The organism is Klebsiella sp. CN_Kp113, assembly GCF_040064585.1.
Taxonomy (GTDB): Bacteria; Pseudomonadota; Gammaproteobacteria; order Enterobacterales; family Enterobacteriaceae; genus Klebsiella; species Klebsiella michiganensis.
On sequence record NZ_JBEAID010000010.1, the window covers coordinates 135,211 to 158,073 of the forward strand.

Sequence of the window (22,863 nt, forward strand, 5' to 3'; positions counted from 1 at the left end):
GTGGGCGATGAAACTCACGGAAGTGGCGATTGTGGCGGTGGACGGGTTTAGCCCGTTTCACTACTCGGTGCCCTGTATGCTGTTTGGCGATACGGTCTCGGAAACCAAACGCTTTAACCTGCATATTTGCGCCGAACGGCCGGGGCTGCTCAGCGCCCGCGACGGCTTCGCGCTGAACGCCAGCGGCGATTTTTCCCTCCTGGCGCAGGCGGATATCGTGGTGGTGCCTTACTGGGGGGCGGTGAATCAGCGCCCACCGCAGCCGCTGCTTGACGGCCTGGTTCGCGCGCGCAATAACGGTGCGCAGATCGTCGGCCTGTGCCTCGGGGCGTTTGTACTCGGCTACGCCGGGCTGCTGGACGACAGGCGCGCGGCGACCCACTGGGAGTTTGAGCAGGATTTTCAGCGCCTGTTTCCACAGGTGCGGCTGGATATCAACGCGCTGTACGTTGACGATGAGGGGATTATCACCTCGGCGGGCACCGCGGCGGCGCTCGACTGCTGCCTGTATCTCATTCGCCAGCGTTTTGGCAGCCTTGTCGCCAATCAGATCGCCCGGCGGATGATCGTCCCGCCGCACCGTGAGGGCGGCCAGGCGCAGTTTATCGCCCAGCCGGTACCCAAAAACACCCGCGACGCGCGGATAAACGGCCTGCTTGAGTATCTCCAGCAGCACATCCGCGAACCGCATAATCTCGACTCGCTGGCGCAGGTGGCGGCGATGAGCCGCCGAACCCTGACCCGCCATTTCGCCAAAGCGACCGGCATGGGCATCGCCGACTGGCTGGCCGCCGAGCGCCTGCGGCGCAGCCAGATCCTGCTGGAGGCCGGGGATTTACCGGTCGGGCAGGTGGCGGAGGAAGTGGGCTATCGCTCCGCCGTAACCTGGCGCCAGCAGTTTAAAGCGCGCTTTGGCGTCAGCCCGGCGGAGTGGCGGCGCACTTTTCGTCGCGGGGCTTAGCCGCCGAGCGTGGCGCTGTCGATGACGAAGCGGTATTTCACGTCGCCTTTAATCATCCGCTCCCAGGCCTCGTTAATCTGGTCGCCGCGAATCAGCTCTATATCGGCGACGATACCGTGCTCGGCGCAGAAATCGAGCATCTCCTGGGTTTCCGGGATGCCGCCGATCATCGACCCGGCAATTGACCGGCGGCGGAAGATCAGATTAAACACTTCCGGCGAGGGATGCGGCGTGGCGGGCGCGCCCACCAGCGTCATGGTGCCGTCGCGTTTGAGCAGGGTGGTGAAGGCATCGAGGTTATGCGGCGCCGCCACGGTGTTGAGTATGAAGTCGAAGCTCTTCAGGTGGGCGGCCATTTCGTTTTCGTTGCGCGAGACCACCACTTCGTCCGCGCCCAGCTCCCGCGCCGCGTCACGCTTGGACTCCGAGGTGGTAAAGGCCACCACGTGGGCGCCCATGGCGTGGGCCAACTTGATGCCCATATGCCCCAGCCCGCCAATGCCCACGATGCCGACTTTTTTGCCCGGCCCGACGTTCCAGTGGCGTAGCGGCGAGTAAGTCGTGATGCCCGCGCACAGCAGCGGCGCGACGGCGGCCAGCTGCTCTTTGGGATGGCGGACGCGCAGCACGTAGCGCTGATGCACAACGATCTGCTGGGAGTAACCGCCGAGCGTGTGGCCGGGCGCGTCCTGCGTCGGGCCGTTATAGGTGAGCACCATACGATCGCAATAGTTTTCCAGCCCGTCCCGGCACTCCTCGCACTCTTTACAGCTGTCGACCATACAGCCGACGCCCACCAGATCGCCAACGGCGTGGCCGGAGACCCGGCTGCCTACAGCGGTCACCCGGCCGACGATTTCATGGCCCGGCACGCAGGGATAGAGTGTCCCTGCCCACTCGGAGCGGGCCTGGTGTACATCCGAGTGGCAGACGCCGCAATAATCAATGGCGATCTGCACATCGTCCGGCCCCGGTTCGCGGCGGGTGATGGCCATAGACCCCAACGGCTGGCTGGCCGAGTTCGTTCCAATAGCGTTGATCTGCATAGCAAAACCTCTTCTACATAACGGCGTTGAATAAAACGGAGGGGGGAGAGCGTTTTTTGAGCGGCAGGATCAAGCGTAGCCTGGTTGAGGCGCGATGGGTGGGGGAGAGCTCAAAGGGTTAAAGATGGGCTCACCCCCGCAAATGGAATGTAGAAAATATCAGGGCGCGACGGGCGTCAGATAATCCAGCCGCAGCGGCCCGGCAAGCAGGCTATCCATCTGCGCAATAAAATCCTGGAAGTGCGGCAGGGCGATATGCGCGTCCAGCGCTTCCTGATTGCGCCAGGATTCGCGCATATAGAACGTATCCGGCGCATCGCGCAGCTGAAACAGGGCGTAATCGAGGTTGCCTGGCTCCTGACGCGTCGGCAGCAGCAGCGCCTGCAGGGCCTGGCGCAGCGCGTCGCTGCGGCCCGGTTTTGCCGTCAGCACCGCGATAAGTGAAATCGCCTCGCCGCTCATCTTAAAAACCCTCCAGCACGATTTTGCCCACCGAGCGCCCGGTTTCCAGCTGCGCGTGCGCTTTTTGCAGATTGGCGGCGGTGATGGCGCCGTAGTGCTCGCCGAGGGTGGTCTTAATGGTGTTGTCGTCTATCAGCGCCGCCACGCGGGTCAGCAGCTGATGCTGGGCGATCATGTCCGGCGTGTCGAACATCGAGCGGGTAAACATAAATTCCCAGTGCAGGGAGATGCTTTTCGCCTTCAGCGGCACCACGTCGAGGGTTTCCGGGTCGTCAATGAGCGCCAGCTTGCCCTGCGGTGCGAGAGCGGCGATCAGCTGCGGATAGTGCTGGTCGGTATTGGTCAGGCTGGCGACGTGGGTCACCGCTTTGACGCCAATCCGCGCCAGCTCTTCGGCGAGCGGTTTGCTGTGATCGATAACATGATGCGCGCCCGCTTCCCGTACCCATTTCTGGCTTTCCGGACGCGAGGCGGTGCCAATGACCGTCATACCGGTGAGCTTGCTGGCGAGCTGGGTCAGTATCGAACCGACGCCGCCCGCCGCGCCGACGATCAGCAGCGTGTCACCCGCGTTGCCGCCTTCCTCTACGCCAAGACGGTGGAACAGCAGCTCCCAGGCGGTAATGGCGGTGAGCGGCAGCGCGGCGGCGGCGGCATTATCCAGAGAACGCGGTTTGCGGGCGACGATGCGCTCATCCACTAACTGAAACTCGCTGTTGCTGCCAGGACGGCCCAGCGCGCTGGCGTACCACACTTCATCTCCCGCGGCGAACAGCGTCACCGCGCTGCCGACGGCTTTCACCACGCCCACCGCGTCCCAGCCCAGCACGCGCGGGGTATCGGCGTTAAACCCGGCGCGGACTTTGGTATCCACCGGGTTGACGGAAATAGCCTTCACTTCAACCAGCAGGTCATGTCCCTCGGCAACCGGCTGCGGCAGCTCGATGTCGGTTAAAAAAGGAATATTGCTGCCTTCTGCCGCCGCGCGGGTAATGGCGATCGCTTTCATACACTCTCCGGTTTTGAATAAGGTTCATCGTTTGAATGTATTGAGGATAGACCGCGGCACGCGGGGGAAAAATGGCCCGACGGCGATAACAGTTATATTGAAAAAGTGAAAATCAGCGGACGCGATAAAAATCGAGCATCACGCCGTCCTGCGTGCGGCCGCCGGAACAGATAAACAGCGAGGTGGTCAGCCAGCGCAGCGCAGGCGCATCCACTTCAAAAGTCGGTACGGTACGAAAATAGATAGCTTCCGGTGGAATATCGCTAAAAAAGCGTATATCGTCGCCGAAAAGACACTCTATGTACTCTTCGGGTAGGCGGCGAATGCCGTTGTTTTCGATGTATACGGTGCCTTCTTCCACGTGTAATGCATAGCGGGCGGAGAGGCGGCAGGTGCCGTCAGGTTCGACGATCTGGCTGTCGACGCCGCCGGGTAAGACGTGGCCGTTAAGCTCACCGCGTACGGTTCCGCTGAGAATAGGGATCAGCTGACGTTTCCCGCTCTGCGGGCTGCGGGAGACGATGACCGGTTTGTCTACCTGAATGGTGAGAGAGAAGCTGTGTTCGAGTTCGGGTGTCATCATTGGTCTCCTTTCTAAGCCACGTTATACCGTTAGTGTAAGGATTTAAAGGTGAAGGGAATAACGCAAACATTGGATGGAAATGATTGGCTGGGGAGATGGAAGTGAACAAAAAACGGCCGCGAGCGCGGCATTATTTGGCGTATTCTGCTGACATAATGCTTTCACACGGACGCGAGGAATAAAGATGAATACGCTATTTCTGATTGGCCCCGGCGGGGTGGGAAAAAGCACGGTTGGAGCGCTGCTGGCGCAGGCGATGAGCTACCGGTTTATCGATCTCGATAGAGAATTTTGCGAGCAGATTTTAAATATTCGCCAATATATTCAGCGCAATGGATACGAGCGCTATGTGCGTGAGAACGCCGCGCTATGCTCTCGCCTGCTGGCGGAGAATCCGCATGAAAAACGAGTGGTGGTGCTCTCCTCGGGATTTCTTGCCGCCGATGTCTGCCCGGAGATTGTCGCCGGGAATCGACAGCTTGTGCGGCAGTCCGGGTATTCCATCCTGCTACTGCCTTCAGAGGATATTAATATCGCTACGCGCATAGTGGTCGCGCGCCAGCTGATGCGCGGCTTTGGTCTGGTCAGAGAAAAAGAAGAGATGAAGTTCCGCCAGCGCTTCAGGGAATATTGTGCATTAGACGATTGCCGGGTGGTTTCGTCTGAGGAGCCGGAGAGGGTGGCGGAGCTGGTGCGGGAGAAGGTGGCTGCGGAACAGCGGAAACAAAAAAGCCTGGCGGCGATGCGTGAACTGAGCGAGCTGTCACAGAAGCTGGGATTGTATAACTAAACGCCACACAGCGCAGCTCTGTGGGAATGACACAGGCCCAAAGATAATCCCGGATCGCGTAGGCCGGGCAAGGCGCCGCCCGGCAGAAAGGCGCGAACAACAGGCAATTATCTCTCGTACGCGCAAGTAAACCCGGCGTTCGCTGGCGCGAATATCTCGGATGCGCTTCAGCATCTCATCGAAATAGTCGGGTACAGCCGATGTACCAACAGGCGGATTTTTTAACCGCTCATCATCCATCACAAACCTTTGATCAGGTATTCCTGGAGCGTCTGGGTTGCCCACTGGCGGAACTGAGTGCCGCGAGGGGAGCGAACGCGATAGCCAACGGCAAGTATCAGAGGCAAACTAAAGTGTTGAACCTGATAATTTTTTCCATCACTGGCAGTTGTTCGGTAAAACCGAACAACTGAATTTTCCTCAAGTTCGCCTTCTTCAAATATATGCTTTATATGCTCGCTGATGGTGGCTTTCGCTTTACCATAGAGTTTGCAGATCATTGCCAAAGCGTATCGCTTTCAAAGCGGCATTCTACGCGTACTTTCCCATCACCGCTGGCAAACATAACGAATTCACCTATTGGGGGCGAAGTTAAATGTTCATTTGCCATATAGCCTCCGGGTTAACCTGCTTTGGTTCGCATAGTATGTCAGAAGAGCATAAATTTCATTAGACGGACGATTAACCCGGCGTCATTTGGGAGCGGCTATCCAGAAGGCGAACATGTCCGGGCGTCAGACGAGATGAAGCGTGTTGTTGACGCTTTTAAAGGATTGCTGAATTTGCAGTAGCTCCGCTTTAAGCATTTCTTCCTTATCGCTCTGCGGCAGCAGAACAATACAGCCATCCATTACCTTAACCGTGAAGCGCTTTCCGGTATCGAACCCCGCAGCACGTAACCACTTGCCGGAAAGGGTGAGACTTACGAGCTGGTTTAAAGAGCTGGCGAGAAGCGCTAAAAGCGAAGGGTATTGAATCGAAAGGCTGATTTTCTGGATAAGTTCACATGGATAAAAATGATTGAACTGGCGGAAGATCACAGGAGTGATATTTTTCTTGTATGATATTGTTTTTATTTGAATTTATAAACATATAGTTATTTTTTATACATATGCTTATACACATTTGTTTGACTGACAAGCTATCTTATAGATAAAGCGCCAGTGACCGTTCTTATCAAAAAACTTTTTTTTAGAAAAACTGTTCACACTGTTCACTACACATTTTTATCTTTATTATTCATATGTTTACGTGGTGAATAGTTGGTGAACAGTGAACACTTTACTGTTCACCACCACAGGTTATAGGTACAAGCGCTATAGTCTGTTTTGAGCGAAAAGCGGAAGCGGAATGTATGCTTAAATCGAGTAGTTTTGAGCTGTATTGCGGTACTGAAGTTCGTTGAAGCAAGCAGAACGATGAAAAACACCTGTATGTGATCACTGCTAAAAAGCCCTCCGCAATAGAGGGCATTAAACTAATATAGGTTGTTTGGTCTCAACAAATAAGGCTATTCAAAGAAGGAGAATTTGATCCTCTTTAATATCTGGCGCAGTCACATTCTGTATAGGCTCTCCAATCATATTGAAATCAGCTAAGTTTGGTGGTGGGATCACGGTGAAGGCTTGCTGTCCTCGATGTTCACATCTATCGCGCAGAAGCATCAAAATGCGCCCCAAAACGTTCATTCCGGAATATGTATGGTTACCAATACTTTTAGCCCCCCAAAACTGATCTTTTTCAGAATACTCAACGATTGGTTTATCACCGGTAGAAAGAAGAAGAGTTGAGAATTTTTCCCAATTTTGACAAAGTTTAACGCAAACCGCCCACTTCATAATTGCCACTCGTTCTTGATCCCAGCATGTGCGGGTTAATGAATGGTATTTTCTTGAGATCCTTTTTCCATACATAGGATTATTTTGAGAAAGGATTTCTTTCTGTACTTCTGGGTATGCAGTAAACCTCATAGCTTGATATAGGGTTTCACTCGACTGAATTTTTATATCATTAACAACAATAGGGTAACCTCGGGCCATATTAGACAACCCGCCCCATTTCTCTGTGGTTTTCCTGAAAACTACAGAGTTATTGTAATTATATTCTCTCAAATCAGACATTTTAGTATGTTTTTCTCATCATCAATGGATACCATTTGCTTAACGGATTCCAATCTTCCATATTTGGATTGCCCCACCAAAAAACAAGAGGGGTGTTGTTAGGACAGTTTCTGTAGGTAAATATGGTGCCACCAAAACCGAGGCCTCTATATGTTTTATAACCTAGTGGTTTCATTGAGGCTGCAGGATTATTACAGAGTGATATTATATAAAATCCTTTTTCACATAAAATCTTTTCAAATCTGTCTCTGTCATTTCCATTTTCGAAAACATAACTCGCAGCGAACCCTGTGCGTCCAGGTGCCTGGCCTTGAGGTGCAGTACTTATAAACCTTATTGGATCGAGATTATTTGGAATGTTAACATTTTCTTCTTTAGGCCAGAATACATCAGACTGATTCCTCATTATGAATTTGTTTTCATATATTTTTCCGAAGCAAACAAGGGATAGACTGATACTCTTTCCTGATATATTTATTGTTTGGATAAGATTTTTTTCTATATTATACAGGGCCGAAGTATGGGTGTACAGAGATGCAATAAGCAATGAACATTGATGTGGCGCTGAATGAATTATCCACTCTTCGAGATCTCGACAAACTCTATCACCAGTGAAAACAACATCATCCTGATAAACGAACCTATCCTTTGTATAATTATTGATATTAATTGGGAAGTTGTGAGTATTTAAACAGCTATTATTAAGTATTTCCAACATGTCACTTTGACTTTTACCGTCAAGTTGCACATCTAAGAAAGAAGTATCATGCAATGTTTTACTTGCCGTATCCTTTATGGCTTTATCTAAAAGTATTTCAAAATTATCTTTGGTAAAATACTGCTTTTTCAAAAGAAGATCAGTTTGTTTTAAAACAAATAAGCGATCATCTTCATCAAATTGGGATACCCACTTTAACACATGATCCTTATCATTTTCATCACAAAAGTCGTTGTTTACATAATCTTTAATGGTATGAGCAATAGACTCAGCCAGAGTATCCATTAGTTGTATTATCTCTTTAGTAATAGGCATTTTATCTTCCTGCTATAAGTTGCTCTCAAACTCTAGATTGTAAGCACTGGCGCCGTCACTGAAGGCTTGCAGTCACTGGACATACTCTGTCCAACACTGATGAGTAGTATCATATGCCCCCCTACGGGGTTTGTCGAATATGGACCGTTAATATTTAAGACTTAGCTAGATATAATTTTATTTTTTTCAATGTGTTAGATGGATAGGCCTACTAGCTACTCCAGCGAGTAAGCTCCGATTGCCAGACGACAATTTTACAGTAGTCATAGTTCGGTTTTTTGCAAAAACCAGGATACTTGGTTTCTATAGCCTATAATTCTTTCACGGAGCGCATCATTGCAGGTAGCTTAAAACAGTTGAACTTCTTCGCCTTTATTAGCATAGGCTGAAAATAGCAATATCCGCTTTTGGCACTGAGCAGCCTGATCACGTTTAAGGGTAAAAAGTTTTTTCTGGAAAAACTGTTCACACTGTTCACTTTGGGTTTTTATTGTTTAATTTCATTGTATTATCTGGTGAGCACTCAGTGAATAGTGAACACTTTACTGTTCACTCTGGCCGGTGTGCAGGTAAAAAAAGACCGGCAATGCCGGTCCGGGTTGGTTATGTTGCGGTAGGTTCGTCGCACTTCGGCAGCCAGTCGGCGTTGCTTTCCTTCCTGAGGGCGAGATTGGTCTGCATGCCCTGATTTGTGCGGCGTTTATCGTAATTCAGACCGTACTCCTTGAGCATGGCTGAGAGCCCCTTGCCGAACATGGTCAGGCTGAGCGCATTCCTGTAGCCGTGGGCCTCCATATACACCAGATAAGCGTGATACAGATACAGGCGCGGCTGGCGCGGGATAATATTGGCGTTCCCCATATACATCCCGTCAGGCTCCGGCAACGCTTCAAGATAGCCGCAAAAATCAAACGTCGGGTCAGCGTCGCGCTTGATGCTCAGTGCCTCATCGGAGTTCTGCTGCGACTGAAGCAGTGAACGGGCACTCATCGGGTCGCTGAACTGCTGCATTAACTGGCGCACGATGACGGCCAGCTCGCGGGCGATTTTATCCCTGAGCTGCGGGTCGCGTTCTTCCGGGGCTATCTGCTCCGGGAAGTGGATGATTACCCGGCGACGTGACACGCCGCCGCTGCGGTCGGTAAAGCGCATCGGGTTATTGTTCACGGCCAGAATCACCGCCGGAATATGTGTCGAGTACGGATTCTGGTATTTCGGGTCGACCGACACCGCATCGCCGCCGGTGATGGCCTTGAGCCCGGCACCGTCCCCGCTCCATTTCTCCTGGTCTGGCAGACGAATGAGCGAGAAGCCAATCAGGGAGGCACGCTTACGGGGGTCTTCCAGCGTGTCGATATCGGCTGATGTGGCGTTATCCTCTCCGGCCAGCATCGTGGCGATTTCGGCGAGAATACTTTTCCCGCTGCCGCCGGGGCCGGTCACTTCGAGAAAGAGCTGCCAGTCGTAGCGGTTCGCCAGCACCATAAACAGCGCGGCCAGGATCACGTTACGTTTTGTCGGGTTGCCACTGGCCGTCCGGTCGAGCCAGCGCCAGAAGTTAGGCGCATGGGTTTCCAGCGTTTCCCCTTCTACCGGCGGGGTGAAATCCACATCGCACAGGGTGCGCAGCCAGTGCGATTTGCTGTGCGGGCTGAATATCCCACTTTGGGTATCGAGTACGCCGTTGCGAAAACCAATCAGACGGCGCGCCGGTGCCTCCTGCTGCGGAATAATCAGCTTCAGCGTCTCCACCACAGAGGTGATTCTCCCCGACGAGAACGGGGCGCGTACGCGCTGGAATAAATCAGCCACACTCCGTGAAAAAGTGGCGGCCGGGATATTTTTCCAGATGCCGTTTTCATAGCGGGACAGAAGCTGGCCGTTGGCGTCCACGGCCAGCGCTTCGCCGTAATGCTCATGCACCCGCATTGCCTTATCGCTGGCGCTCATGGCGGTAAATTCCGCCTCGCTCATTGTGTCGAAGGGGCTTTGGGCCGCTGGCCGGATGGCGGCATAAATGGCTTTCCTTGTGGCATCCTCCCCCTTCAGCATCATCGCATCATTCCAGTCACCAAATACCGGCGGCAGGGCGACAATGCCCTCACAGGCCTGAGCGGCTGCGGTGGCTTTGTTCTGGCCGGTGCCGTTCAGGTCACGGTCAGCGGCGAGGATAATCTGACAGGCCGGGTGCTTGCTGCGGGCCAGGCTCGCCAGAGAAAGGAGGTTCACGGACGACAGCGCCACCATGACGGTTTCCCCGGTCAGGTGATGCACGGTAAGGGCCGTTGCATAGCCCTCCGCTATCCACAGGCGTTTTCCCGCCTGTTTCTGCCCTTCGAAGGTGTGGCATGCCCCTTTGACCTGCCCGCCCTTCAGGGTGCGCTTGAGCCCCTCAGCGTTAATGAACTGGAGGTTAACCAGCGCGCCGGTCCCGTCATACAGCGGCACCACCACATCACCGGCGCGGTAGGCCACGCCCCCGGTTTTGTGCGGTGTGGTCAGCGTCAGACACTCACGACCGGCAAAGCCCTTGCGGGTCAGGTAGGCGTTGCCGGTGGCCGGGCGGGTTTTCTCCAGCAGTCTGACGGCCAGCGCGGCCGCTGCTTTACGGTCGGCCTCCGTTCCGGCGTCTGTGGCTGCAATCACCTCCGGGGCTACCGGCGGCAGATTGCCGGTGACGGCGTTCACCTTCCGGGCGGCCTCAGGTGCCGATATGCCGAACACCTTCTCAACCAGTTTCAGGCCGTCACCGGCGCCGCACCGGTTGCAGTACCATGTGCCGCGCCCTTCCTGGTCATCAAAGCGAAAGCGGTCGCTACGGGCATCACCGCCACAAATCGGGCAGGCCTGAGGCCGGTTTTTTATCACCTTCATTCCCAGCGCCGGGAGAATGCGCGGCCAGTGGCCGCACGCCTGTTTTACCGTGTCCGTTACGTTCATTTTCATGGTTTTTCTCTCCCTCAGTGCAGTACAGGCGATGTGATATGGCGGGCGCAGAGCTCATCCATCACGGCGAGTCCGAGGAAGGACAGCGACGGGGCGGCTTTCAGCGGCCCGGCCTCCATCAAATCTTCCAGCAGCGCACAGGCAATCAGACGGCCTTTTTCCTCGCCGTGCTGGCGCAGATAGAAGCCCTCCAGCTCGGCAGCGATGGCGCTTTCCAGCGCGTCGAGGGTGAGGTGGGGATAGCGGTGCTGACGTTCGCACAGGGTCAGCCAGGCACAGGCGACAGCGCGGCGATACAGGGCGGCACGCAATACGGGCGGCAGAGGCGTTTTCATACGCTGCCCTCCCCGGTGAACCAGCGGTGGTTGCAGCGTTCGACCACGCCGTCAAGCTGGGCGGTCATCAGGTAAATCACGGAGGTGAGCTGTAACTGCTGGGCCGGGTCACGACGCAGGGAAGTACAGTCCTGCACCTGCATCAGCTCGCCGACGAACTGGCCGACGTTACGCAGGTGCTCCAGGCATTCGAGGTCTTTGACGGTGATGGCGGGCTGTTTCATGCGCGCACCTCCGCCACCGGCAGACGACCGGCAAATGAGAGGACGTAATCGCGAACGAGGGAAAGGCGTGCGGCGTGTTCATCCCCGGCGACGGCGCGGAGCATACAGATACGGGGTTTACGGTCTGCGCGACGAACGGCGGCAAACACAAAGACAAACTGCGGGTGTGACGGGGTGAGGGTCGTAGCCATAGGGGCAACCTCCTGTGAATAGCGGTTATTGCCACCACCGGAGTTCCTACGCTCATGGGTGGTGACCCGGACGGGGGTAGGAATACCGGCTCCACAGAATACCGGCCAGCCCGAAAGCTGCCCCGCCCGGACCACCATTATCTTGCCGGAGCTGCGGTGTAAGCATAAACACCACAGCCCGAAAAATGGGTGTGCCTGAGCTACGACGTAAAAAAAGACGCATGGCGCGTCTGTTGTCGCCTGTGAATTACACGGGTTCCTACGCCCGGCTGCCGATTTTGCGACAGCGATAAAACTATACCTGGAAACGGCGAAGGGAAGCAAGCCAGAAAAAGGGGCTTTTTGCAGAACGGGTATCATCATGCGTCATAGCCCTGGTTGCGTTCGGCAATGCGATCCGCCATCCATCCGGTGATTTCCGACTGCGCCCACGCCACGTTTTTCCCGCCGAGGGAGATTTGTTTCGGGAAAGCCTCGCGGCTGATGAGGTCGTAAATCGTGGAGCGGGACAGCCCGCACAGGTGCATCACTTCGGGCAGGCGGATAAAACGCTCCTGAACGGCGTCAGAGACCGGCATCAGCGGCGCGACAGGGGCAGAAGACGGGGAAGAAAAAGCGGTGTGCATCGGGCTACCTCATAAAGTCCATACAGTGCCGGTCGTGTCCGTCCGGCTTCAGGTAGCGCTCTATTTTCAGCATAAAACGGGGCATTGCAACAAGGCGGGATGTGCCGGTCACTCACACAACGCAGGTCAAAAAACACCCACATGGTAAATAAAGGGCAATATGGGGCAATGTGGTACATCCTCGCCCATCCTGAGAAAGTAAAATCATTAATATCAATGGATAGCGGGATAATTAACAGGGAGAAACATTTAATAAACCTTTTTTCTTCCCGTCCTGCCACAAAGAAAAGTGAACAGTAGTGAACAGTCGGTGAACACTTCCACCCTCAACTGTTCACCACTTAACTTACTGTATTACTTATTCTTTTATTTAAAGTGAACAGTAGTGAACAGTTATATGTAAAAAAACAAACGGTGAGTATGCTTTTCCTGAGACCTTTCTCTGGCAAGCCGGGTTTTGACGTCCTGTTTGTGCCAGAACTGCCACAACCGCAACAGGTCGTGTTGTTGTGTGTGCCCCGGCAGAATCACCTCATGTTGAAACCACGAGGAAACCTGCCATGACCGACACCCCCTTTATCCCTGATTACCTGCAACCGGCGCTGGAGCGACTGGCCGCCGCCAGAGCGGCCCATCTTGAACAGGCCCGCCGGATGGAGGACACCCTGACGGCCATCACCCGCGCAGAGGAGCAGAAAGCGGAGCTGGAGCAGGACAACGGCAGCGATACCCGCACATGGCGTGCTGCTTTCCGTGCCGGGGGTGCCATGCTGACCGATGAGCTGAAAAGCGGCCATATCGAACGCGTGGCCCGCCGGGAGCTGGCGCAGGAATGTGACAACCTGACCGAAGTGCTGGCCTTTGAACGTGACCAGCTGAAAGTCGCCTGCAACAGCACCGCGCGGGCATTCCGCCAGGCGCATCATGCCGTACTGTCTCAATATGCTAAGGAAGAGCTCGACCGGGCGCTGAACGACACTCTCGGGCCACTGGTCCGGGCGATGGTGCTGAAAGCGGATGTGATGGCAAATCCGCTGGCCAACACCATCGGCCACCAGGGGTATATCGAGCCGGAGAAAGAGGTCATGCATCAGGTGGTGACCTTCCTGACCAGGAAAGTGAGCGACTTCTCCGTCACGCCAGCGGATGAGCCGGTGCTCTCCCTGACCGGCTTCCCGGCCGTCACCCTCCCGCATATGGACCACGACGCCGCCAGCACGCCCGGCGAGCGTAAAGTCTGGCAGGAGAAAATCCGTCAGCGCGAGGCTGACCTGAAAGCGCGGGGGCTGCTGCCATGATGCACTGTCCGTTCTGCAAAAAGTCGGCGCATGCCCGCACCTCCCGCTATCTGTCGGAGAACGTCAAACAGCGCTATCACCAGTGCACCAATATTGAGTGCTCGGCGACGTTCCGCACCACTGAAGCCATCGACGAGGTTATCCGTCCTCCGGCGGAGAAAGCGCCGCCTGTCGCGGAGCCGGTCACACCCCCGGCACCCCGCAAGGTGCAGGGCTGCTACAGCTCGCCATACCGTCATTAATCAGGGGAGAACTGACCATGACCACCCTTACGCTACAGCAGGCCTTTGAAGCCTGTCAGAAGAACGAAACCGCCTGGCTGAACCGTAAAGCCGAACTGGCGGCCGCAGAGCAGGAATATCAGGAACAGGTGCTGGCCGGGGATGAGCGTATACCGGGCAGAATGCAGACACTGCGCGATATTATCGACGTCAAAAAATGGGAGATAAATCAGGCCGCCGGGCGCTATATCCGCTCCCATGAAGCGGTACAGCGCATCAGTATCCGCAACCGGCTGAATGACTTTATGCAGGCGCACGGGACAGAGCTCGCCGCCACGCTTGCGCCGGAGCTGATGGGACTCAGCCAGCAGCCCGCACTCCTGACCGGCCATGCGCTCGACCGTTCGGCGCATTACCTGCGCGAAGCGCTGTCCGTGTGGCTGAGTACCGGTGAAGAAATTAATTATGCGGCAGAAGACAGCGATATTTTAACGGCCATCGGATTCAGGCCTGACGCGGCTTCGCGGGTGGATAATCAGGAAAAATACACCCCCGCACAGAGCCTGATTTATGCCCGCCGGCGCACGGAACTGACCGGCAGGTAGCCCCGCAAAAAATCCCCGAAAATACCGCTATTTTTCCCGAATTAAGCCATGCATCCACAGGGTGCATGGTTTTGCATGCGTTTCCTCGCCCTGTTATTCCTGTCCGGCCCCTGTCCCGGCGCGGCCTGAGCCCTCCGATGCACCTGCATGAAAACCGACCCACGAAGCGTGCAGGCGAGGCGGGGAAAGCACTGCGCGCCAGCGGTAAAGTATTTATTTAATGATATTTAATTTCGCGGCCTGAGCGCGTCGCTGCGCTGCACGGGTTCACGGGAGTATCGATGGGTGGTGCGGTGCTGTTCGAGAGCGTGGCGAGCCTCTGAGGCGGTCAGGTGAAGTGCAAGAAAAGGCCGTCAGGAGGATGAGGGAAATTAGTCATTTCGGTGTTTCAGGTGAGGGCTATGAAGCGGCTCAATACTTTCCTGATCTTTATGTGCCTGTAGCGGCATGTAACCTCCCTACATCCGCATGAAGCGGGCTTGGCGGGGAGAGTATTGCGCGCTAATGTCATAACTTGACTGACGAGGAATAGGCCGAACATGTATGAGCCTTTCGTAGTTTGTGCTTCCGCAAGATCTGGGGTACAAATATCCTGATAGGGTATCTGGGAAGCTGGTTTAGCTTGAAATCAGTGATAATCAAAGCATCACGATGAGGGATTAGAATATGCGTAATAATGAATACCCCCATGGTATAGTGATTGCAGTTCATCCATATCCGAGGTATTTGAATAGTGATTGGATTCTGCATACGTATATAAGTGAACATAAAGAGCCTTTTAGATGGAAAAAAAAGGTGGATTTTTTTGAGCCATTTGACTATGGGTTAGTTTTTAGTACTTATCAAGAAGCATTAAGTGCAGCCGATAAAATAAATAAAGTGATTCGAGATGCAATTAACCAACTAGACGCTCCTCAAGAAATTAAGCACTCATATTTTTTAAGGGCTGAAAAGGCAATAATGTCTAGGGGGAGACTCAAAAATGAAGAAGATCTAATGTTTAATGAAGCGTTAAGAATTACTTCTTCGTTGCCGCGACCTAAAGATAGTGAAGTCATTATTAAAATTAATGCATATAGGCGAGCAGATATTTCCATAAAAGATGAATTGCTAAAAGAGATTAAAATTAACCCCTTAATTGAAATTGCTCATTTGAAAGAAAACAGGATGGTTATTGGAAAAAATGAAAAAGGTGAGTGGGGGCGTTATCTCTATTACAACGAACGGACCACCCAAGTAGCATTTAGAGAAAAGATTTCAAGGTCTTTCGGTTTTTCAGGCCGTGAGCACTGGGGGAAAGTTAAGTCTGAAATTAGACTGAAACTATTACCACGAGCAAATGAGCTTTTACAACTTGCGAGTGTAAAAAGAATGCTTGCAGAGGCATATTCTCATGGGCATAAAGTTTTAATGGCAGGGGGATATGTATTTTGGTACGAGGAAAATGGTGATATTGGATGGACAGTAAAAACTACTAATAGCAATGAATCGATCAAAAATGGTGAAAGCATTTGGCATGATGGGACAATTATATCAAAAAACCATGGAAGGATCGTAGTTTTCCCATACATTAAAGAAAATGGAGAAAAAGTTCAGGGACATACTAAAAATGCCCCTCATGATGGAAAAGCTAAACCTCGACATCCTAGCGAGTATGTTGAGTTGCCGTTTCACATTCTTGAGGATGACTTGATGGTCGGTCTTTTTGGTGAACTTAAATATGAGTGAAATTGTGAAGCTATAATTCGTTGGCTTCAATAATTTAGCACTTCAGCACCTGCCCGCCCAATGAGGCGGTCAGGTGACGAACGCATTTCTAGTAACACAACTACTATACTTGAACGCCAAGTAATAATTTTTCCTTGAAATATTTTTCAAAGCTATCTTTGTTACCGTTAAATATTGTCATAAGTTCATCGGAATCTAATATTATATTCATGATCACTCTAAGATAATTATCTAGTTTAATGCTTTCTTCTGGTAATTTCCCTACTCTATCAGACTTCAAACTATCACCGTGGGTAACTTTAGAGCGAATATTATAGAATGATTTAATATCATCAAATGTCTTGATGGGATCATAATCATATGGTTTCAAGAAAATAGAAACGCGCTCAGATAATTTGTGTGAGAGTTCAGAGTTATCTGTTGAAAATAAACTCTCTAGTGCACTGCAGTAATGCGATATTTTCATTGCAGGATCAAATTCTCGTTTTGCTGACTTAATGAAACTGAAAGCTCTACCATATCGAGAATATTTTGAATCCACAAAGGAATTAAACACAGTAGAATTATTTTTGTATAGATGAGTTTGAATTTTGTGATTTGTATCTTCCCATTTAATTAAATCATCTCTGCTAAACTCAATATCAGTATGTCTATTTCCCCCAGCTAACGTAAACAGGCTTAATAAACTATTATTAGACCATTCAGAGAATGTTTTACGATCAGTTTTATTGCAGTATGCTATCTCGCAAAGCATACCATTATCTTTAATCAGCCAAGAGGTACTAACAAGCATGTCTATCCATAAAAGCCAACTCATCACTGCATCACCACTTGATGTTGATGGGGAAAAAAAATCATCTTGAAGGTCGGCATAAATTATGTGGTTTGCATTATATAAATGCTCGTATTCAATAATGCCTGTAAAGGATTTAATTTCTTTATTAAGTATTTTTCTTATTTTCTTTCGATCTCTTATCAGTGTTACACCGGGAAGGAGATCAAAATCATCAAAGTTATCGCCCGTAACATGCATGAATCTCAATGTTGTGTAAAATTTAAAATGCATAATTTCCCACCATGTTATTTTCTTGGGTATAATTCATCACAATACCACTGCATCATGTTTTTTCTTTTCTCTAGGTAAAGAGCGTGGTTATATGTTCCGCGAATAGTATTTTTATCCATATGAGCTAATTGCATTTCAATCCATGCACTATTAAAACCCTTTTCATGCAATATAGTCGACATGGTATGCCTGAAACCATGGCCTGTTGCACGCCCTTTGTAACCAAGTAACTCAATCACTTGAGTCACACTTTCTTTGCAAATTGGCTTACTGCGGTTATTCCTGCCGATAAAAATGTAAGAATAATGACCGGTAATGGGCTTGAGCTGCTTAAAGAGTTCAATCACTTGAGTAGATAAAGGGACAATGTGAGGCCTACGCATTTTCATCCTTTCTGCTGGGATTTCCCAAATTGCCTTTTCTAAATCGATTTCATCCCACGTAGCAAAGCGCATTTCCTGCGTCCTCACACCAGTTAACATGACTATCTTAGTCGCATTTTTAGTGATGATGCTGCCGGTATAGGCTTCAAGATCTCTGATAAAATGAGGCAATTCTTCGGCGGATAAAAAAGGATGATGCTTTTGCTTCGGCACGGCTAATGCGATAGCTAAATCAGGGGCAGGGTTGTATTCAGCTCGGCCAGTTATGATCGCGTAGCGAAAAACCTCTCCACACCGCTGGCGTATCTTGCGTGTTTTCTCCAGTGCTCCACGTTTCTCTATTCGTCGCAGCACTTCAAGCAATTCTAAAGGTTTGATCTCACCGATAGGACGTTTGCCGATGAACGGGAAAACATCTTGTTCGAAAGTCTTAATGATTTCGTCACGGTATGCCACTGTCCAGCGGTCGGCTTTGTTTGCATGCCATTCGTGGCTTATGGCTTCGAATGAGTTTTCTGTTGAAAGCTGCTGTGCCAGTTTTTGCGCTTTCCGTTCCTCAACCGGATCAATGCCAGTAGCAACTTGCTTGCGGGCGACCTCGCGCTTTTCACGAGCTTCAGCGAGGCTTATCAAGTCGTAGCTGCCAAATGACATTAACCGCGCTTTCCCAGCAAGGCGGAAACGGAACCGCCAGCCCTTCGAACCATCGGGATTAATAAGCAATGACAGGCCTTGGCCATCGTTCAATGTATATGGCTTGTCCTGGGGCTTTGCTCGTTTGATTTGTATGTCTGTCAGTGCCATGTGTATAAGTCAAAAATGTGTATAAAAAATCTATACACATCACTATACATATTTTTCATGGATTCAGGGAGAACTTGTCGGACAGTTACGGATGAGTGATTAACTATGTACTTTGAAAATAAAGGGATTTTTAGACATTCTCGGATAGCGGCGGAGCAATTTTGGCGGAAGATCACAGGAGTTGAACCTGCCCGGGACCGCTGGCGGCCCCAACTGGATTTGAAGTCCAGCCACCTCACCGGAGATGACGATCTTCCGCGCCTCGATTGCTACATGGAGGCGGGGCGCATTATAGCTACTTTCCTGCATTAACCACATACCCAAACGCACTTTTTTACTGTTAAAACTGGACTTTACAGAACCTTCTTAAACAATTCCTTGCAAAATCCGTGGCTTACACTTTTATACACTCTTTCAGGCTACCGGGATCACATAAAACAAGAAACGTAATTTGATTATGAGATATCGCAATTCATCTTACTGCGCGGATGGGTTACAAAGCATGTAACCGGTACCAACCCGCGGCAGCGCTGAGAGAAGAGTGTGCGATGAAAGATCATATTTTGTCCGTCAAAGAGAAGATTGGCTACGGCATGGGCGATGCCGCAAGCCATATCATTTTTGATAACGTCATGTTGTATATGATGTTTTTCTATACCGATATTTTTGGTATTCCTGCAGGCTATGTCGGTACCATGTTCCTGCTGGCCCGCGCGCTGGATGCGATATCCGACCCCTGCATGGGGCTGCTGGCCGACCGTACCCGCAGCCGCTGGGGAAAATTCCGCCCGTGGATCCTGTTCGGCGCGATTCCGTTCGGCCTCGTCTGCGTGCTGGCCTACAGCTCGCCGGACCTGAGTCATAACGGCAAGCTGATTTACGCCGCGGTCACCTACACGCTGCTGACCCTGCTCTACACCGTGGTCAACATCCCGTACTGCGCGCTGGGCGGGGTCATCACCGACAACCCAACGCAGCGTATCTCCCTGCAGTCCTGGCGCTTTGTGCTGGCGACGGCGGGCGGCATGCTCTCCACCGTCCTGATGATGCCGCTGGTGAACTTTATCGGCGGCGAAGACAAAGCCTTTGGCTTTCAGGGCGGCATCGCGGTGCTGTCGGCGATCGCTTTCCTGATGCTGGCGTTTTGCTTCTTCACCACCAAAGAGCGCGTCGAAGCGCCGCCGAGCTCTACCTCAATGCGGGAAGACCTGCGCGATATCTGGCGCAACGATCAGTGGCGTGTCGTTGGTCTGCTGACCATCCTCAACATCCTCGCGGTCTGCGTTCGCGGCGGCGCGATGATGTATTACACCACCTGGATCATGGGGTCCGCGGGTCTGTTCACCGCCTTCCTCACCACCTACTGCGTCGGCAACCTGATTGGCTCGGCGCTGGCGAAGCCGCTCACCGACTGGCAATGCAAAGTCAGCGTCTTCTGGTGGACTAACGCCCTGCTGGCGGCGCTGAGCGTGGTGATGTTCTTCGTGCCGATGGACGCCGAAATCACCATGTTCGCCTTTATCTTCGTGATTGGCGTGCTGCACCAGCTGGTGACGCCGATTCAGTGGGTGATGATGTCCGACACCGTCGACTACGGCGAATGGTGTAACGGCAAACGCCTGACCGGTATCAGCTTTGCGGGCACCCTGTTCGTGCTCAAGCTGGGCCTGGCGCTGGGCGGCGCGCTGATTGGCTGGATGCTGGCGGGCGGCGGTTACGATGCCGCGGCCAAAACCCAGAACAGCGCCACTATCACCATCATCATCTCATTGTTCACCCTCGCTCCGGCGGTCTGTTATCTGCTGAGCGCGGTTATCGCGAAACGCTACTACACCCTGAAAACCCCGTTCCTGAAAAAGATGATGGCGGAGCTGGCTCAGGGCGCGCGCCGCAACGAACACGACTTCACTTCAGCGCCGACAGGCAAAGAATTGCAAAACTAAGAGGAAGCTATTCATGAAAATCAGTGATGGAAACTGGCTTATTCAACCAGGGCTCAATCTGATCCAACCCGTGCAGGTCTATGAGGTTGAGCAACAGGGCAACGACATGGTGGTCTACGTCGCGTCGCGCGAAGTGCGCGAGCGTGCCGCCCAGCTGGACGTTCCGCTCTTTACCGTGCGCTTCTTCTCTCCGCAGGAAGGGGTGATCGGCGTCCGCATGGAGCACTTCCAGGGCGCGCTGAACAACGGCCCACACTATCCGCTGAACGTGCTGAAAGACGTCAAGGTGGAGATTAACAACGGCGCTGAGTATGCCGAGCTGAAGAGCGGCAATTTGACCGCGCGCGTCACGAAAGGCGACTTCTGGTCGCTGGATTTCCTGCGCGACGGCGTGCGGATTACCGGTAGCCAGCTGAAAAACGATGGCTACGTGCAGGATACGAAAACGCATCGTAACTATATGTTTGAGCGCCTGGATCTCGGCGTCGGCGACACCGTTTACGGCCTCGGCGAGCGCTTTACCGCGCTGGTGCGCAACGGCCAGACGGTCGACACCTGGAACGAAGACGGCGGCACCAGCACCGAACAGTCGTACAAAAATATCCCGTTCTATCTGACCAACCGCGGCTACGGCGTGCTGGTGAATCATCCTGAGCGCGTCTCTTTCGAAATCGGCTCCGAGAAAGTCTCTAAGGTGCAGTTCAGCGTCGAAGGTGAATACCTGGAGTACTTCGTTATCGACGGCCCGACCCCGAAAGAGGTGCTGAACCGCTATACCCGGTTTACCGGGCGTCCGGCGCTGCCGCCGGCCTGGTCTTTCGGCCTGTGGCTGACCACCTCGTTCACTACCAACTACGATGAAGCGACGGTTAACAGCTTTATCGATGGCATGGCGGAGCGCAACCTGCCGCTGCACGTGTTCCACTTTGACTGCTTCTGGATGAAGGCTTTCCAGTGGTGCGATTTTGAATGGGATCCGGTGACCTTCCCTGACCCGGAAGGCATGATTAAGCGCCTGAAAGAGAAAGGGCTGAAGGTCTGCGTGTGGATTAACCCCTATATCGGCCAGCGTTCGCCGGTGTTTAAAGAGCTGCAGGAGAAAGGCTATCTGCTGAAACGCCCGGACGGTTCGCTGTGGCAGTGGGATAAATGGCAGCCGGGCCTGGCGATTTATGACTTCACTAATCCGCAAGCCTGCCAGTGGTATGCCGACAAGCTGAAAGGCCTGGTAGCGATGGGCGTTGACTGCTTCAAGACCGACTTCGGCGAGCGTATCCCGACCGACGTGCAGTGGTTTGATGGTTCCGATCCGCAAAAAATGCACAACCACTACGCCTTCATCTATAACGAGCTGGTGTGGAACGTACTGAAAGAGACCGTCGGCGAGAAAGAAGCGGTGCTGTTCGCGCGCTCCGCCTCGGTGGGCGCACAGCAGTTCCCGGTGCACTGGGGCGGCGACTGCTACGCCAACTATGAATCGATGGCGGAAAGCCTGCGCGGCGGCCTGTCGATCGGCATGTCCGGCTTTGGGTTCTGGAGCCACGATATCGGCGGCTTCGAAAACACCGCGCCCGCCCACGTCTACAAGCGCTGGTGCGCCTTCGGCCTGCTATCGAGCCACAGCCGTCTGCACGGCAGCAAATCCTATCGCGTGCCGTGGGCCTACGATGACGAGTCCTGCGACGTAGTGCGCCACTTCACGCAGCTGAAATGCCGCATGATGCCGTATCTGTACCGTCAGGCGGCGCTGGCCAATGAGTTCGGTACGCCGATGCTGCGTTCGATGATGCTGGAGTTCCCGCACGACCCGGCCTGCGACTATCTGGATCGGCAGTACATGCTGGGGGATTCCGTGCTGGTGGCGCCGGTGTTTAGCGAAGCGGGAGACGTCCAGTTCTGGCTGCCGGAAGGTCGATGGACCCATCTGTGGCACAACGATGAAGCGCAGGGTAGCCGCTGGCATAAGCAGAATCACGATGTGCTGAGCCTGCCGGTGTACGTGCGTGACAACACTCTGCTGGCGCTGGGAAACAATGATCAGAAGCCAGACTATGCGTGGAACGAAGGTACCGCCTTCCAGCTGTTTTGCCTCGACGATGGTCGCGAAGCCGTCTGCCAGGTGCCGGCCGCGGACGGGTCGGTGGTCTTTACCCTGACGGCGAAACGCCAGGGCAACGTCATCACCGTCAGCGGTGACGGTGAGGCCAGCGGCTGGACGCTGTGCCTGCGCAACATCCAGCAGGTGGCGGGCGTGCAGGGCGGGACTCAGGCGGGTAGCGAGCTGGGCGTGGTGGTGACCGCGCAGGGCAATGCGTTGACGATTACGCTGTAAGCGCTTTGTAGCCCGGACAAGGCGCGTCAAGCGCCGCCTCCGGGGAAGGTGCCAAACCTGATGCATCAGCGCTGCTGCTTCCCGGCTCGCGCTGCGCTTAGTCGGGCTACAGGTTTCCAGCCGTCTGCACGCCGTAGCCCGGACAAGGCGCGTCAAG

General features: G+C 53.0%; 22 protein-coding genes, 1 tRNA gene and 2 pseudogenes. 8 read left to right on the forward strand and 17 right to left on the reverse strand.

Annotated features, from left to right (window positions below):
- The first annotated feature begins 7 nt into the window (after positions 1-7).
- Positions 8-961 carry a helix-turn-helix domain-containing protein gene (locus tag ABLV30_RS04920; protein WP_032751845.1) on the forward strand — a complete coding sequence of 318 codons (954 nt, stop codon included), beginning with the start codon at positions 8-10 and terminating at the stop codon, positions 959-961.
- Here the strand turns inward: ABLV30_RS04920 and ABLV30_RS04925 are convergent.
- The 4 genes from ABLV30_RS04925 to ABLV30_RS04940 all read right to left on the reverse strand — a co-directional run bounded on the left by ABLV30_RS04925 (position 958) and on the right by ABLV30_RS04940 (position 4,058).
- Positions 958-2,007, reverse strand: coding sequence for an NAD(P)-dependent alcohol dehydrogenase (locus tag ABLV30_RS04925; RefSeq protein ID WP_014227281.1), 1,050 nt, complete (start codon positions 2,005-2,007; stop codon positions 958-960). The two genes, ABLV30_RS04920 and ABLV30_RS04925, sit on opposite strands and share 4 nt — an antisense overlap.
- 159 nt (positions 2,008-2,166) lie before the next feature.
- Complete coding sequence (locus ABLV30_RS04930) at positions 2,167-2,469, reverse strand: putative quinol monooxygenase (protein ID WP_047722807.1); 303 nt, start codon at positions 2,467-2,469, stop codon at positions 2,167-2,169.
- A 1-nt stretch (position 2,470) separates the two neighbouring features.
- Positions 2,471-3,478: a zinc-binding alcohol dehydrogenase family protein gene (locus ABLV30_RS04935; protein WP_265801209.1), complete on the reverse strand. Its 1,008-nt coding sequence runs from the start codon at positions 3,476-3,478 to the stop codon at positions 2,471-2,473.
- A 112-nt stretch (positions 3,479-3,590) separates the two neighbouring features.
- Positions 3,591-4,058, reverse strand: coding sequence for a DUF3237 domain-containing protein (locus ABLV30_RS04940; protein WP_049083320.1), 468 nt, complete (start codon positions 4,056-4,058; stop codon positions 3,591-3,593).
- 187 nt (positions 4,059-4,245) lie between these two features.
- Between ABLV30_RS04940 and ABLV30_RS04945 the strand changes: the two genes are divergently transcribed.
- The gene (locus tag ABLV30_RS04945) at positions 4,246-4,851 is read left to right on the forward strand and encodes a shikimate kinase (protein WP_257197007.1); all 606 of its coding nucleotides are present in this window, start codon (positions 4,246-4,248) and stop codon (positions 4,849-4,851) included.
- Positions 4,852-4,959: 108 nt separating this feature from the next.
- Here ABLV30_RS04945 and rhuM read toward each other — a convergent pair.
- The 10 genes and pseudogenes from rhuM to ABLV30_RS04995 form a co-directional block, all read right to left on the reverse strand.
- Positions 4,960-5,461 (reverse strand): annotated as a pseudogene (gene rhuM / locus ABLV30_RS04950) (RhuM family protein); the annotation flags it as partial.
- A gap of 124 nt (positions 5,462-5,585) precedes the next feature.
- A complete protein-coding gene (locus tag ABLV30_RS04955) occupies positions 5,586-5,828 on the reverse strand; it encodes a SymE family type I addiction module toxin (RefSeq protein ID WP_224237374.1) in 243 nt (80 codons plus the stop codon).
- Between the two features lie 537 nt (positions 5,829-6,365).
- A complete protein-coding gene (locus tag ABLV30_RS04960; RefSeq protein ID WP_348865561.1) occupies positions 6,366-6,971 on the reverse strand; it encodes an NADAR family protein in 606 nt (201 codons plus the stop codon).
- Between the two features lies 1 nt (position 6,972).
- Positions 6,973-8,004, reverse strand: coding sequence for a hypothetical protein (locus ABLV30_RS04965; protein WP_211772528.1), 1,032 nt, complete (start codon positions 8,002-8,004; stop codon positions 6,973-6,975).
- Positions 8,005-8,607: 603 nt separating this feature from the next.
- A complete protein-coding gene (locus tag ABLV30_RS04970) occupies positions 8,608-10,950 on the reverse strand; it encodes a primase-like DNA-binding domain-containing protein (protein ID WP_348865562.1) in 2,343 nt (780 codons plus the stop codon).
- A 14-nt stretch (positions 10,951-10,964) separates the two neighbouring features.
- Positions 10,965-11,285 carry a DUF5375 domain-containing protein gene (locus ABLV30_RS04975; protein ID WP_004098169.1) on the reverse strand — a complete coding sequence of 107 codons (321 nt, stop codon included), beginning with the start codon at positions 11,283-11,285 and terminating at the stop codon, positions 10,965-10,967.
- On the reverse strand, positions 11,282-11,509 hold the full coding sequence (locus tag ABLV30_RS04980; RefSeq protein ID WP_211639996.1) for a hypothetical protein: 228 nt from the start codon (positions 11,507-11,509) through the stop codon (positions 11,282-11,284). The genes ABLV30_RS04975 and ABLV30_RS04980 overlap by 4 nt, the downstream gene beginning before the upstream one ends.
- Positions 11,506-11,700 (reverse strand): host cell division inhibitor Icd-like protein, encoded by a 195-nt coding sequence (locus tag ABLV30_RS04985; RefSeq protein WP_016831568.1) that lies wholly within the window; start codon positions 11,698-11,700, stop codon positions 11,506-11,508. The genes ABLV30_RS04980 and ABLV30_RS04985 overlap by 4 nt, the downstream gene beginning before the upstream one ends.
- 24 nt (positions 11,701-11,724) lie before the next feature.
- Positions 11,725-12,063, reverse strand: a pseudogene (locus ABLV30_RS04990) (ash family protein); the annotation flags it as partial.
- Complete coding sequence (locus ABLV30_RS04995; RefSeq protein ID WP_114268738.1) at positions 12,060-12,326, reverse strand: AlpA family transcriptional regulator; 267 nt, start codon at positions 12,324-12,326, stop codon at positions 12,060-12,062. The gene ABLV30_RS04995 and the pseudogene ABLV30_RS04990, both read right to left, overlap by 4 nt.
- A 560-nt stretch (positions 12,327-12,886) precedes the next feature.
- Between ABLV30_RS04995 and ABLV30_RS05000 the strand changes: the two genes are divergently transcribed.
- The 4 genes from ABLV30_RS05000 (at position 12,887) to ABLV30_RS05015 (ending at position 16,178) form a co-directional block, all read left to right on the forward strand.
- On the forward strand, positions 12,887-13,624 hold the full coding sequence (locus ABLV30_RS05000) for a glycoprotein 3 (protein WP_348865563.1): 738 nt from the start codon (positions 12,887-12,889) through the stop codon (positions 13,622-13,624).
- Positions 13,621-13,866, forward strand: coding sequence for an ogr/Delta-like zinc finger family protein (locus ABLV30_RS05005; RefSeq protein ID WP_004185270.1), 246 nt, complete (start codon positions 13,621-13,623; stop codon positions 13,864-13,866). The genes ABLV30_RS05000 and ABLV30_RS05005 overlap by 4 nt, the downstream gene beginning before the upstream one ends.
- Before the next feature lie 17 nt (positions 13,867-13,883).
- The gene (locus tag ABLV30_RS05010) at positions 13,884-14,450 is read left to right on the forward strand and encodes a phage polarity suppression protein (protein ID WP_348865564.1); all 567 of its coding nucleotides are present in this window, start codon (positions 13,884-13,886) and stop codon (positions 14,448-14,450) included.
- 666 nt (positions 14,451-15,116) lie between these two features.
- Complete coding sequence (locus ABLV30_RS05015) at positions 15,117-16,178, forward strand: hypothetical protein (RefSeq protein ID WP_048979339.1); 1,062 nt, start codon at positions 15,117-15,119, stop codon at positions 16,176-16,178.
- Positions 16,179-16,281: 103 nt separating this feature from the next.
- On the opposite strand, the gene ABLV30_RS05020 is transcribed toward ABLV30_RS05015, so the two are convergent.
- The 3 genes from ABLV30_RS05020 to ABLV30_RS05030 all read right to left on the reverse strand — a co-directional run bounded on the left by ABLV30_RS05020 (position 16,282) and on the right by ABLV30_RS05030 (position 18,688).
- Entirely contained in the window at positions 16,282-17,244 is a 963-nt protein-coding gene (locus tag ABLV30_RS05020) for a HEPN domain-containing protein (RefSeq protein ID WP_048979340.1), read from the reverse strand.
- A 14-nt stretch (positions 17,245-17,258) separates the two neighbouring features.
- Positions 17,259-18,431 carry an integrase arm-type DNA-binding domain-containing protein gene (locus ABLV30_RS05025; protein WP_348865565.1) on the reverse strand — a complete coding sequence of 391 codons (1,173 nt, stop codon included), beginning with the start codon at positions 18,429-18,431 and terminating at the stop codon, positions 17,259-17,261.
- Positions 18,432-18,593: 162 nt separating this feature from the next.
- A tRNA-Sec gene (locus ABLV30_RS05030) sits at positions 18,594-18,688 on the reverse strand.
- Between the two features lie 291 nt (positions 18,689-18,979).
- Here ABLV30_RS05030 and ABLV30_RS05035 point away from each other — a divergent pair.
- Positions 18,980-20,374, forward strand: a complete 1,395-nt coding sequence (locus ABLV30_RS05035; RefSeq protein WP_265801268.1) for a glycoside-pentoside-hexuronide family transporter — start codon at positions 18,980-18,982, stop codon at positions 20,372-20,374.
- Positions 20,375-20,387: 13 nt separating this feature from the next.
- Positions 20,388-22,706 (forward strand): alpha-xylosidase, encoded by a 2,319-nt coding sequence (gene yicI, locus ABLV30_RS05040; RefSeq protein ID WP_200913931.1) that lies wholly within the window; start codon positions 20,388-20,390, stop codon positions 22,704-22,706.
- The last annotated feature ends 157 nt before the right edge of the window (positions 22,707-22,863 follow it).